The following is a 14,969-nucleotide window of genomic DNA, read 5'->3' on the forward strand; positions in this document are numbered from 1 at the left end:
TGGGATAGGGTTGAATCGATTAGCAGTTATCTATGGATGAATGCCCCTTGATGATTGGGGTTCTTCTCCAGAACCCGCTCCAACTCAAGTTCGGCTTCATTTGTCCGACCAAGGCCAAGAAGACCTAATGCTCGCATGTATCGGCAATGTTCTTCATTACGCTGGTTGAGATCATCGTCAAACACCAGGAAATCGGGCAGAGATACCGCAAAATAATCCATTCGGATGTGATCATGCATATGTCTTTCCGCATAGTCAATGAGTTTGTTAAAGCGTCGGTTGGCTTCCTTCACATTGCCAAGCTTCTGCCAGGCCAGACCCTGATAATAGATGGATTCCGGCGGTTGATCATTATAAAACATCGCGCTTGCCGGTTCATTCAAACCGATGGATGCTCTGTGGAAACTCTCCTCTGCCGCCTGATTATTCTTCAGTTGCTGGTAGGCACAGCCAAGATAAAAGTAAACTGGGTTGTCTCCGGCTCCCTCCAATTTACCTTCACCTAAGTTCTCCGGGTAAACCAAAGCCTTCTTCAACAATTCCAATGCCAGTTCAGGTTGTTGCTTCTCCAGATTTCGCTTCGCCAGTTCCGTCAGTGCCGTAACATATTGTCCAGTTACCTTGCCTTCTCCACCCTCCCATGGATGAAACCGTCGGGTCTGAAGGGCATTCCATGCTTCTTGATGGCTACCTTGCATATTCAATAAAGTTACCCACTCAATGTACAGATCGTCACGGTGGTGAACCAACTCCATATGTTGTTCCAGCAATTTGATTCGATGCTCGCAGGAATACCCCATCTTCTTGCGCAGCTGATCCAACTCGTAGAAAATCCGTGCATCTTGCGAATCCAACCGGAAAGCTTCCTCCAATGATGCCAGTGCAAGATCGGGCCGATTCGACTTGTTATAATAAGCCAGTCCCAGATTCCGATGTACAGTCGAATATGCAGCATCCACCTCGCGTGAAGTTTCCCAATGGGTGATTGCTTCCTCGTATCGTTTATGAACATATAACCAATTTCCCAGGTAATAGTGAGCACGCGCATCATTCGAATTCACTGCCAATGCATCCTGAAGCACCATGAATTCAAATAACGTATTAGGAAAACAATAATCCGTTGGAGCAGCTTTCCCTTGTCTTAGACATTCCCGGGCCTGCTCCAGATCCCCCAGTTGACGATGCACGTAGGCTTGAGCATAACCAACCATAGGATAAGGCCGTGAATTTTCGGATTCAACATAGGAGAGTACCGTCAATGCTTCTTCCCACAACCCACAATCCGCGTAATCTGCGGCTAGGTTTAGATAATTATGAACGTCTCCTCGCATCAGACGATGGAAATGCTCACGTGCTTGTTCCGCTTGATCTCTCTCTGAAGGTACAGTCGCTCTGTTATAGATCAGGGCTAATTCATGTGCGGCTCCAAATTCAACCGGGTCCAGTTCCAACGTTTCATACGCATATTGGATAGCCCGTTTATCTTGACCCAATCTGCGCAGCAGAGCCACCTTCAGATGCCGAGCCTTATAATTTCTGGTGTTGCGAATCAGCGAACGTTCGATGTGATCCAACGCTTCGATGTCCCGATGTAACGCCGTATCGATCTGAGCAAGCATGTAATAACCTGTATCCTGATACTGTGCAGACCATACGGCTTTATACAGTGCTGCGTAGGCTTCTTCCTGTTTCCCCTGTAGTTTCAAACTCAGACCGAGTTGGTAAAATGCTTCACTATCATATGGATTCGTATTTTTCCATGTCAGCGATTGTACGGCCTGTCTGAAATGCTTCTCTGCATCTTGAAACAGCCCTCTACGTAGCAGCAATGTGCCATATGCAATGTTTAGACGAATATCCGTTGCATCACGCTTCAAACCTTCCAGATAATAAGGTTCCGGTTCATACGTGGCATGCCGATATTGCTCCAAATGAAGACCAGCCAGATATAGTTGTTCATTCGTACGAATCTCGGATGGTAGCGGAAGTGGTTTCGCCGGATCGGGCACTTCCTGTATCTCAGACCTTTCAGGCTGATAGGCTACAAGTACTTTTCCTTCCGCAGTTCGAACACTTAACTTCAACTGATGCCATTCATCTTGTCCGCTCCACGGGAATGAAGACTTATATAGTTCCGTAGGTGAGATATTACATCTCTCATGGAGATATACCGTGGTTGATCCTATCACTTCAACGGTCGCTTGTTCAAAAACCGACGTCGCATATACCATCACGGTTACCATTCCGGTCGTTTCGTCCATTTCCAGATTAACCGCTGCATCAATCGTTGCATTTTTGACCATGCCAATTCCTTTATACGGCATAAAATACTGCGAGAATGATTTCGCTTCATAGGGCTGTAACCACGTAAAATCAGGCTGATTATCGGTATAGATCCCGGTCATTAATTCAATATATGGTCCATCCTCGTCCGTTAACTGACGATCCCAGGCTTGCCCGAATTCCCCGTTCCCCCAGGTCCATTGCTTCTTGCCCGGAGAAATATGATGATTGGCTACATGCAACAAACCTGCCTGGATCCCATGGTCATAACCCCCTACAAAATTATAATCCGACTTATACGCCATATAGGATGTTGGAACCGGTATATTTTTGTAGCGCGAGATATCCACACCTTCGGAATAGTCCATCTTGTAATAGGTGCCGGTTGCGATTGGAAAGCGGGATACGTCCCGTTTTCCGTGGTCCAGCACAGCCGTTACATCAGGTGGAAAGACGGATTGCGTATGATCGTTGACAGCTACAGCCGGATTGGCCCACCATAGAAAAGTTTGAGGTGCGCTGGTGCGATTGTATACCTCGGCATGGATTTCAAGATAGGCTTTGCCGGGATGTAATGTGAAGCCAGCGGTCATTTTGGTACCATACATGCGATCAATCTCACCCACCCACACGGTAGCGCTTCCATCTTCATTACTGCCAAATGTATAATCGACTGGACCAAACGTGTTGGGCCGATGATGCTGTGGCCAGTTGAATTCGATTCCCCCAGAAATCCATGGCCCTGCCAGACCCACAAGTGCAGGTTTAATTACCCGGTTATAATATACAAAATCGTAGTTGTTGGTCCGATCCAGCGCGCGATAGATCCGTCCACCCAGTTCGGGCATCATCTCAATACGTACATATTCATTTTCGAGAATAATTAATCGATACGACTTCATTTTTGCTTCATCTTCAATGCTGTCGATCACGGGATGTGGGTACACCTTACCCGAACTTCCCTGATAGATTCGCTTTTCAAGAAACATCGGATTTTTGTCCGGTTTACCTGTACCATAGGTTGGAATATCTCTGGTTTCTTCCCATATGCGAACATTTGATTTTGCTGTCACGTGATTCAACTCGCTCACTCCTCGGCCTCGTATATATTGTGATCATACGCTCTGACATGCGGGAAGAACATTGACATTAAGCGGTTCTTGATGGACGATCTTCGGATTCCCTCATAACCAAAGAGAGTACCTATCCACTGAATAATGCAGTGAAAGGTACTCTCTGATCGATCTTGATTAACTTATCTGCGACGTGCAAAATCCACAAATCTGAACTTGTCCGGTCGATGCCTCGACTCCGTATACTGAAATTGACTGGCATCCTCCAGGTAGACTTGGCTCCTCACCACAACTACATTGTGGAAACCTTCAAGGTCAAGTAATTCCCTGTCCTCAGCGGTGGGTTCTTCCACCAAAATCTCTTTTTTGGCAAACGAAATGGAAAGCCCCAGCTCTTGCTCAATGTACTGATAGATGGAATCATTACAGATCTCTTTGCTGAGCCCAGGAACAAGCCGCTGGCTAATGTAATCTTTGTCCAGTATGACATGCTCTCCATCCACTTTGCGCACACGTCTGATCTCCCAGACCTGTTCATTCAGACCAAAGTTAATTTTCTTGTGCAACGCCTGATCCACTTGTTGCTCCTCGAAAACCTTCACATACGTTTGAGCGCGATGTCCCATTTTTTTGGCTAATTCCTTGAAGCTAACCAGACCTGAGATGGGAAAATCGATCTTGCGTATGTCCAGTACAATCGAGCCCTTGCCTTGAATCTTCTGAATATAACCTTCTTCGTACAACATTTTCAATGCTTTGCGAATAGTCTCTCGAGACGTTTGATAACTTTCCGATAGATCCAGTTCCGATTGAAGCAGCGTCCCTGCCTCAATCTCTCCGGTCCGAATACGATCTGCAATATCTTCATATATCCGGATAAATTTATTATTCATTATTCATCACCATTGTTCATTACCCTTTTTTATCATATTGGCAACCTATTATAACATTAAAAACCAATCAAGCGGTAATGTCGTTACTGCCGATGATTACAGTATCACATGTAAGAATCAATTCAATCTAGATATGACGATCGAACGCTGACGCTTTCTCCACTTGATCTGTACGCTTCTCATCCATAACTTGAATCAGCTTATTTAAACGGAAGATCAGCGCTGCAGCTTCGGATCTGCTTAAGTGCTGCATGGGACGGAAGCTGCCGTCTTCATATCCAGTAATCATGTACAAACCTGCAAGTTCCTGTACTTCTTCTTTGGCCCAATCAGATACATCAGTCTGGTCGGTAAACGCTCTTGGGGAAGTCAGCGGTTCCGGTCTGATTTTACGGACAACATTGGCTATAATCTTGGATGCCTGTTCCCGTGTCACCAGCGCATGTGGAGGAGCGAATTTCCTATTCCCCATACCTTGGACCATCTCATGGTGAACGGCTGCCTTAATCTCAGGAGCAAACCAATCGTCGTCGTTTACATCCTGAAATCCATGTTGTTGTTCATTAACCGTTGTATCCACACCCATCAGACGCACGATTAATGCGGTAAATTCTTCACGCGTGATCGGACGGCGTGGCTCGAAGCGAGTTTCACTTACACCTTGAATGATATTTTGTTCCGCAAGCCAGGTAATCTGATCTTTATTGTATGTTTGACTGATATCGATAAATTTGATATTTTTTTTCGCAGGTAACTCAGGTTGCTCATCAGAAGGTTCAGGTTGTGAACTCACCTCATCGGCTTGTTCCGATGTAACGTTTGGACTTGGGGTTGCACCACTACCGCTCCAGGCGGATGGTGGATACGGAAAAGTCATGGCTGCGGCCCGTTTGCTTTCACTTTTCTCACCTGCTGAATTCTCCGTCCATACAACCACCTCATAATGCTGCTCGGCATTCAGTCCTGTCCATACATGACTACGCTCGGTGCCACGGAAGATCTCACGATCTTTATGGGTGATCACAATCACCTCATTCATTGAATCCAGTTCCCAAGTTAGCTTAATCGTATTAGTACCTTGCGCTATGGCTGCTACTGTCAGTTCCTCGGAAGGCAACGTCTCGAATTCCGGAACCTTTAGCGCCTCACCCTCCCCTGCCTCATTAAATGGAATGATTGCAAAGTCAGTATAACGCTCTGCACTGATTAATTCAGACACATGTATGGATGTCTCCGTTGTTGTTCCCACAAGCTCTTCATTTCGATAGATTCGATAACCCGCAGCACCAGGAATCAGTTCCCATACGATGTCTGCACCATACATGGAACGTCCCTCTACTACAGGAGGTGAAGCAGCACTACCGGGCAAAGTCATTGCATGAAGGTAATAACCACCATCACTACTGCCCGAAGCATTCATGGTCTTGACTGTATAGCTGTAGTTCACGCCCGGTTCAAGTTCCTTGTCGTCATAGAACATTTCGTCAGCAGGAACACGAGCAACCTCCACACCGTCACGCTCAATGATGAACTGCTCGGCACCTTCAACCCGGCTCTGTTCCAATAGAAGACGAATGTGGTCCTTCGCCGAATGATACTCCACTTTGACAGGAGCTGCTGGCTTGGTCAGGACAGAATACGCCAGCTTCTTCGAAGCATCTCCCTGATCATTCTCTGTGTAGATTTCAATCGGGTACTGCTTGCCTTCATCCAGTTGATCAACAATAAACTCTTTTGTTTTGCCTCTATATACTTCAGTACCATTTAGCAATACAACGAATGTTTCGTTCCCATAAGGGAAGTCCCATTCCAATTTGGCATGGTCTGTCTCCGGGTATATCTTCATTTCCAGTGAATCAACATGAGGCAAGGTGTAAAAAGGAGTCACGGTCATTGGGCTTCCTGAACCAGCCGTATTATAAGGAATAATCTGTACCTGATCATATCGGGTTGCACTCTCCAGATGAGTTAATATCACCTCTGTGATATCCCCTTCTTCAATAGTGGTGAACATCTGATCTCCGATACGTATGATATATCCCTCCGCACCTTGTACCTTTGGCCAAGAGATCAATCCCTCCTTTTCCCCAATCATGCTTGCATGTAAAGGTTCATTAATGGTCGCAGGCAACGTTCGCACGTGAACTTCGAAACCTGTGTCACTCTCACCCGTTGCATTCGATGTTTTGATGGTATACATGTAATGCTCTCCTGGTGTCAGTCCATGATCTTCAAATGAAGATTGATCTGCTGGAACCTTAGCGACTTCAACGCCATCCCGCATAATGATGAATTGCTCTGCTCCCCGTGTAGAGCTTCCAGTCAGATCCAGCACCGCAGTCTGATCTGTGACGTGTGTTATGCCTGCCGTCTGAGGTGATATAGGTTTTGTTAAAACCTGAATCTGAATAGACTCTGACCGATGACCATCTTCATTAATCGCGACGAGTTCGAATTCATACGCTGTGCCATCCAGCATGCTATTGAGATGTACAGACGGTTCAGAGACGCTCTGTACATCTCCCGTTACCCGATTACGAATCTCATATGCAGCCGCTCCCTTAACAACATCCCAAGCCAGATCCACCTCATGTGTTCCGGCTTTCACTGTTATACTTTCTGCAATCAATGGCAACGTTTGAGTCATTACACTGAAAGTAAGCGGCCCACTCGTTCCACTCGCATTGACTGCCCGAATTACATAAGTGTATTTCGTTCCTGGCGACAGATGCTTGTCTACAAATTGGGTTTCACTTGAATCCATCTGAGCGATCTCTCTTCCATCCCGTTCAATGACGTAATGATCTGCCCCTTGGACACCAGTGTTACTGAAATCCAGACCCAGGCTGTTTTTTGCCACATCATATACTGCAACCTTAACGGGTTTCTCAGGCAAAGTCAGCAGAGATACATCCGTGGCTTCAGAACGGGTTCCCTGTCTGTTGACTGCCCATAGTTGATAACGATGGAAGGTTCCATCCTGGAGCCCTGTAATCATTGCTTCATTCTCCATTCCTCTATAGATCTCCTTGCCCTTCTGCTCAATCACGTATTCAGCGGCACCTTCCACGACAGACCAGGAAACTTTTGCATGATGTACTCCTGGATCAACAAGTACTTCGGCAGGCGACACAGGTTTGGACAATCGTATGAGCTGCGCTGTCTCACCTAGACCAGTAGCATTCGTAGCCTGAACTTCTAAAGCGTACTCTGTACCTGGCAATAATCCCTCAACCGTGTAGGCCAGTTCTGATGTTCTGCCCACTTCTGTTCCATTGATTTTCACAATATAGAGATTCGCCGTATCTACAGCTTGCCATGCAAGTCCCATACTTGTCTCATCAGTCGATGTGACATTCAGTCCTTCCGGCCTGCTAGGTAGCGTAAGGATTGTACCACTGGTGGATGCACCGTACCCGGCAGCATTGCCCGCCTGTACTTCATAGGTATACTCACGACTGCTTGACAGGTGGTGAACTGCGAGTTGTGTATCTGATATTTCATGGCTCTGTCCATCGATGTCCACCCGATATTTCGTTGCCCCAGCTACAGGTTCCCAGCTCAAAATTGCTCCCTGTTCAGTTACTTGAACAACGTGAAGTCCCGACGGGCTCTCTGGTAGTGTTGTTCCTGATACTAAGCTTCGTATACCTTGTCCACTCCCGTTCACTGCTTGTACATCCAGTTGATAAGATGTTCCTGAACTCAGTCCCGCAAAGACCCATTCTTGGGTTCCAGCAGGAACCGTTCCCGACTTCTCTCCATTCAACAATAACTCATAACGATCGGCTCCTCGTACTGCTTCCCAATTCAGACGAAGGCTCGCTGTAGAAGCATCTGATACCTGTAAGCCGGACACCTGTCCAGGTAACGTCTTGAGCAAAGGTAATCCTGCCAACGGTCCTGTTCCTGTCTCATTTCCGGCAATTAACGTATAGCTGTACTCCGTTCCGCTATCCAGACCCGAGTCCAGATACTCCGTCTGTTCTCCTTCATATATGGCTGTTCCATCGCGTGAAAGACCATAATACGTTGCAGAAGTCACTGTCTCCCATTCTAATGAAATATCATGCTCCTGAATTTGAACGGCCATAAACTCACCGGGCATTGCCGGCAGTGTGAGGAATCCGGTTCTACTGCTTCCACCTGCTCCACTTTCATTCATTGCCGTTACCGAAATGTTATGAATGGTTCCTGGAACGAGGTTGCTGATATAGGGTAGGTTTGCAGGGTCAGATACCGTCTGATCATACACGGTGGTACCGTCCGAAGTAGCAGCGATGATGCGGTAAGCATCTGCTCCTCTTACTGAATCAAACTGAATTTCGGCCAAATTGGGCTGGGAATCTACTTTTCGAACGTGCAACGTTCCGGGAGCTGCCGGGATCGTTAATACTTGAGCGCTAACTGCATCACTTACTCCGGTGTGGTTTCTCACTCTAACTTCATATTCATAGACCTGACCACCGCTTAGGGAGTGATCGATTATACTGTGGTTAGGATAATCCAGTGTCCATGACTGTCCTGTCGTTTTATTCGTTATCTCATACTGATATCCATTGGTATACCTTCCCCCTGTTGGCAAATCCACTGTAAGTTCAGCTGATGTCTCAGCAATCTGTGTCATTCTCACATGACTCAGTTGCTCGGGCTTGCGTTGAATATGGTAAGGTGATGATGTTGTCTCATATGTATTACCTGCTCTGTCCATGGTTTTGGCATGGATGTACCATATGCCTTCCGATTCGATGGATATTTTATGCTCGTCAGAGCGAGCTTCAAGCCAATGATCCGGTGATTCTGCACTGTTCGTAACTTGATAGAATCGTTCCAGTTCTTGAATGCCTGAGTAGGCGTCGGCATACTGAATGGTAGTGGATATGTCCATGTCCGTCCAGCCATGTCCGTTCGGTGCAAATGTAATCGTGGGAGCCATCTGATCTACATAGGCGATACGACTGACTTCCTTGCTCACATTACCAACGGTATCCCTTGCTCGCGCCCGAATGGTGGTAGCGCCGTTTGTACTAACTGTACCGCTATTTCCTGTCATATACGGGGCATCATTTATGCTGTATTCATAGGATATCGCTCGTTCATCGACACTACCAGTGATCGTGAATTGCACATGTTCTTTATTCCATCCAGAAGAACTCAAACGAATCACCGGCTCGGTTGGAGCTGTCGTGTCAATTCGAACTGTAGCCTGAGCTGACGTGCTTATATTGCCTACACGGTCAAGTGAGCGTGCATATATGATCGTTTCTCCCTCATCGGCAACCGTCACTTCGCCCTTGTAATCGATCCAAGGACCTTCTTTGTTAAGTCGATATTGGCTCTTGGCAAGCCCACTGCCAGAATCTTCACCACTGTTTATTGCAAAAGTTACATCCTGATTCGTCCAATCCTCTTCACTTAACGTAATCGTTGGTTGCTCAGGCCCAGTCTTGTCGATTCTGGCTGTTGCTGAAGTGGAAGCACTGACATTGGCGGCCCAGTCAACACTTCGTGCGTAAATCTCGGTTATCCCTTCTTCATTCAGTGTAAAAGGAGCCTTGTAGTCGATCCATTCTCCCTCACTTCCCAGCTTATACTGTGTCAGACCAATGCCACTTGCTTCGTCCGTACCCTCCGTTAATGTCACGATTACCAGCGCTTTTGTCCATTCCGGCGGGTTCAACGATATGACGGGAGGCGTTGGTGCCGTCCGATCTACTCTGGCTGTCACAGCCGTTTCCTGTCCTGTATTACCAAACGCATCAATACTGCGTGCCATAACAGTTGTGTTGCCTTCACTGCTTACGGTAAACGGAGCGCTGTATTCACGCCATTCTCCTGCCGGACCAACTTTCACTTCAGTCTTCTGAGTTCCGCTTAAGGCATCTTTCCCCTCTTCAACCGTGACGAGAACATCTTCCTTGGTCCATGAGGATGGCGTGAGTGTAACAGAAGGAGCAGTTGGGCCCGTCGTATCTTTCATCATCTCTCCAGCGGATATAAATGGGGTCTGTATCCCTTCTCCATTCAGTGCCGCCACAAATACTTCATATTTTCCGTCCGCGAGTCCGGTCAGGGCAAACGCTGAACGTGTGGAAGTTGTTGTTCCCGTTGCGAGGACTTGCCCACCTGTGCGTATTTCGGTTTTGTAATGAGTGCCCGCAGGGTTACTATTATTATTCCAACTCGCTGTAACAGAGTTGCCTGATTGTGTCACAGCCGCAGCAGCGGGTGGATTGGCCAATGTATATTTGGTGGATGGACTGGAGTACCCCGTGAAGGTACCACTTGAATTTTTGGCACGTACAGCAAAAGAATAACTGGTATTCGGAGTGAGCCCTGTCACCTGCCGACTGTTTGACGCACCTGTATCCACGATCTGATTCGTGGTCATATTCTTCAGTTCATACGTAACGGATACATCATTCGCCTTCTTATCCCAATTTACCGTCAAGTTATTAGAATTAACCAATGAATATGTCGGCGTTCCGGGCACAACAAAACTTCTTACCGTAAAGTTAACGGTTCCTGCGGAGGACACCCCACCTTTGTCATCCATGACCCATACTTGCAATGTGTGTGTGCCATCTGGCAGGGTATCAGGCAATGTGTAATTGGTGTTGAAAGACTGATTTGAACCCGTTGCGGTCATCTGGGTAAGAATGTTCTCGGACCCACCATCAATGGACCATTTCACGGTCAACAGGTCGCCTACATCCGTATCTCGCGTTGTACCAGAGATCTGAAGTTGCTCGCCTTTGTAATAGGTTTGACCCGAAGAGGGTGCTGTTAAGGTAAATGAAGGTGGAGCATTTTTGGGGCCAATCCCCACAATGGTTGAAAATTTACGTGAAGCCTGATTCGCTGTTGTCTTGGCGTCCCACCAAAATTGTGCAGCTGTATCACTCGCCGTAACGGTCTGGCCTGGAGTGAACGCTGAAGGTGAAGACCCTCCTGTGAGTTGGGCGCTGTCTGGGCTGCTGTACTGGCCCATATATATGCGATCTGCATTCACAACATTGTACGTATTGGCATAAAAAGCCGTTACCTGAACACCACCGCTATAATTGCGCCATCCATTCTCTATGACTTCAAACGGAGATGCATCATTGCCATTCACCATCGTATCCCAATAAAACGTTCCACCCAAATTCAGTGCCGTTCCACTTCGGTTAATAGCTTCCAGTTCAACCTTCATGTAACCACCTTGTGAGGTAGCATTAACGATAGATACACGCAAAATATATTCCACATTGTCCTTTTGCCGGGACATTTCAATCACATTATTGTTAATTCGGTAATAATTCAGCGGCAATGTTTTGAAGTTCACAGGGGATCCGTTGTGGTCGATAATGGTGGATACATTCCCTGTATCACCACCGTAAAATACATTTGTGTTTGGTAGTAATACAATTCTGTATTTACCGTCACTGTTCATCTCCACTTTCACCTTGGAGGACTGTACAGCCTTCATGCTGGACGTATCGGATACAATCCCGATCGTTTCAACCGTTTCAGCCATTACCGTCGTTGCGCCCCATTCAAGCAACAGGGCTTGAGGTGATAATAATGCAAATGCCAGCACCACCTTGGTTAGCTGTTCCGCTTGTTTCTTCACACGTTTTCCTGATTTCTTCAACGTCTACTCTCCTTTTTGGCACACAAAAAAAGGAAGGCACCCCAACAAAGGAACGATGTCCTAAGTTGGGGTGCCTCCCCTAACAAGTGTCATTTTTTCTTGATTATAACGATTAAGCGCATGAATGTAAACACTTGATCATGATCGCCTTACTTCTCATTTCTCATCTCTGATCTTTAATAACGCTTCGTCCAATGCGCCAACGACCTTGTCACACCAACCATCAAATTCCGGATCCTCGGTCTGTAATTCAGGATGCTCCAGAATGTGCTCAATCGTACGTCGAATGCCCTGATCGGCTCTTGTCGTTGCTACAAATTCCGGAACAAGCCGCTTCAGCTTACTGTTGTCAAATACAACGGTATTGGCTTTGTCACCCAGCAATCCGCCGCGAAGATCCTGGTCACTGCATGCAGCTAAGAACTCAGAGGGTACATGTACCGCATGAAGCTTAACGCCCAACACGCCAGCTATAATCTCATGAATCTGATTCCAGGTGACGGATTCATCTGAGGTGATATGTACCGATTCACCAATGGCATGGATATTTCCCATAAGCCCAATAAACCCTTTGGCAAAATCAGTATTGTGCGTAATGGTCCACAGTGAGGTACCATCTCCATGGATGATAACGGGTTTGCCTTCACGTATGCGCTTGAGAACCTGCCAGCTGCCTTGAGCACCATGAACACCGAGAGGTACCGATTTGTCGCCATACGTATGGCTCGGACGCACGATGGTCACTGGAAATCCATGCTCGCGGTATTGTTTCATCAGATAGTCTTCACATGCAATCTTGTTGCGAGAATACTCCCAGTATGGATTCGATAATGGCGTGCCTTCCGTGATCCGGTAATCAGCCAAAGGTGTCTGATACGCAGATGCTGAGCTTATAAAAATAAACTGCTTTGTTTTATTCTTAAATAAACGGTAATCTCTCTCCAATTGAGATGGTACAAAGGCGATAAAGTCTGCAACAACATCAAATTCCAGATCAGCGATCAGTTCCGCTACACGTGTCTCGTCATTAATGTCCGCTTGAAGTACGTTGATTTCCTTAGGTAAGTCATGGTTATGATTGCCTCGATTAATCAAATACAGTTCACAGCCTTGCTGTGCAAGCATCTCCGTAATGGCCGTACTGATGGTGCCTGTCCCTCCAATAAATAGCGCTTTCATTTCGCCACCTCCTGATCGATTTTACCCACTTTCCCATGATATCACGCACCAAAAAAAGGAGCAAAGCTCGGTAACCCGAAACCATGCTCCTTCTGCTTATACGACCTTAATCGTTGCATATATCATGTACATGCCGCAATGAATCTCATATTCTCCCTTGGGCAGATCTTTGTCGACCGTATAATAATTGGGTCCCTTTTGCATGTATAGATCCATGCCAAGCTTTTGTGATCCCACTGATTTCACATGTGTCACCGACCGGGTCAGAATAAAGTTGATTTTGGTCGGTACGCCAGCCTTCACCTCGATAACGTCTGGTCCGAAACCATCGTTGCTCACATCCACATCAATGACTTCATATCCCTCCAGATCCTCCGGTGTCTCAGCTTGTGCAGTTACAGCACTTGCCGATCCCGGGGATACGTCTTTGCCCATAAAATAAACCAAAAATGATCCAAGCAGTACAACAACGGTCAGACCCAGCGTTAACCAAGGCCATGTTTTTCCAAACCAGCTTTTCATGTAAACACTCCTCATTTGATGTCCCATCAATATTCAATCAACAGACGGGTGTATTCTTTAAGCATACCTGATTCGCATGACAATGAAAATGACCCCTCTGGGCTATTGCGATTGAGCCATATTACTTCAATAAAAAAAGCCTGATTTCTCAGGCTTATCTACGGGTATTCCCGTTCATACTTCGCAATATCCCTTTTGGTATAACTCAGGAATAGATCGGTGTATTCCGACTTCGTCTCATACGTAATTTATACAACTCTGGCAGGGCTACACCAATGAGCACAATAATAACTCCGAACCATTGCAATCCGCTGACATGCTCATGGAGCACGATAGAGGATAACAGTACTGCAATTGGAAGCTCCACTGCACCCAGAATTCCGGCCATATCGCCTCCAATATGCGGAACGCCGATAGCGAACAGTACGGGTGGAATGAATGCCCCGAAGAATCCGAGCAGCAATCCAAATACAAGCAACTGGCTCCAGATCAATCCGTTAAAGAGGAATGTCGGCGGGAACAAAATGCACAGCAGGATCAATCCGCCTGTAACCATCCACGCACTGCGGAACGCCGGATGCGCTGAAGGTACGGCTTTGCCGCTGAACAATACAAACAGGGAATAACTTACGGCTGCCATTAGTCCAAGCGCAATACCCAGACCGTTGAACTCACCCAGTCCCTGTTCCAGGAAACCCGCTGCCAGCAAAGTTCCGCCAAACAGAATGATCAACGTCAGGAACGTGACTTTGTCTGGACGTTGACGTTTGCTTATCGCCTGAATCAATACGCTAATCCATGTGAACTGGAACAACAGGATAATGGCAAGTGAAGCCGGGATATAACGCAAAGACTGATAATACACGAGTCCTGTAATTACCGTTGGTGTTCCGGCAGCCATCAATAACAGACGTTGTTTCCACGTCAACCGCTTGAATACCTGTGCCACGGCTCCTGATGTTTTGCCATTTGCCTGTGACTTGCGTTTTGCTCTAAATCTTGTGTATAGCGCCAGCATCCAGGAAAGAAGAAAACCCGTAATCAGCTGTGTTCCCACAACCTCTCCAAGTTTATATCCTTCGCCATACGCCAGAACCACAATCGTGGATAATATGCCATAGCTCATCGCTCCCGCGAGAACGGACAGATAATATTTCATTGTGAATAAACCTCCTGATGATAAGAAAAATACGCCCGCATGTTGGTTCATGCCAAGGTCACAGACACCATCTAAATGCAAAAAATCCTAACTACGAGCAAGGAATACATTGATTCCTTGGCATCGTAGTTAGGAAGTATAGGCTTCCCGTAGAGACCCTCGCCCTGTGTACACTTTCGGCCTGCGAGGTTATACGAAATGATATATGCAATTTGATGTATTTC

At 46.7% G+C, this 14,969-nt stretch carries 6 protein-coding genes and 1 riboswitch; all 6 genes read right to left on the minus strand.

From position 1 onward, the window contains the following. Window positions 1-26: 26 nt before the first annotated feature. On the minus strand, window positions 27-3,365 hold the full coding sequence (locus QF049_RS10055; protein WP_307537049.1) for a DUF5107 domain-containing protein: 3,339 nt from the start codon (window positions 3,363-3,365) through the stop codon (window positions 27-29). Between the two features lie 173 nt (window positions 3,366-3,538). Next, window positions 3,539-4,249, minus strand: coding sequence for a trehalose operon repressor (gene treR / locus QF049_RS10060; protein ID WP_076249494.1), 711 nt, complete (start codon window positions 4,247-4,249; stop codon window positions 3,539-3,541). Window positions 4,250-4,376: 127 nt separating this feature from the next. Continuing rightward, window positions 4,377-11,885, minus strand: coding sequence for a fibronectin type III domain-containing protein (locus QF049_RS10065; RefSeq protein ID WP_307537052.1), 7,509 nt, complete (start codon window positions 11,883-11,885; stop codon window positions 4,377-4,379). 156 nt (window positions 11,886-12,041) lie between these two features. Further along, entirely contained in the window at window positions 12,042-13,064 is a 1,023-nt protein-coding gene (locus QF049_RS10070) for an SDR family oxidoreductase (RefSeq protein WP_192131860.1), read from the minus strand. A 96-nt stretch (window positions 13,065-13,160) separates the two neighbouring features. After that, on the minus strand, window positions 13,161-13,586 hold the full coding sequence (locus tag QF049_RS10075) for a cupredoxin domain-containing protein (protein ID WP_307537055.1): 426 nt from the start codon (window positions 13,584-13,586) through the stop codon (window positions 13,161-13,163). Window positions 13,587-13,791: 205 nt separating this feature from the next. Next, complete coding sequence (locus QF049_RS10080; protein ID WP_307537057.1) at window positions 13,792-14,745, minus strand: EamA family transporter; 954 nt, start codon at window positions 14,743-14,745, stop codon at window positions 13,792-13,794. Window positions 14,746-14,851: 106 nt separating this feature from the next. Then, a riboswitch (purine riboswitch) is annotated at window positions 14,852-14,962 on the minus strand. Between the last annotated feature and the right edge of the window lie 7 nt (window positions 14,963-14,969).

Source organism: Paenibacillus sp. W4I10 (genome assembly GCF_030816325.1).
GTDB lineage: Bacteria > Bacillota > Bacilli > Paenibacillales > Paenibacillaceae > Paenibacillus > Paenibacillus amylolyticus_B.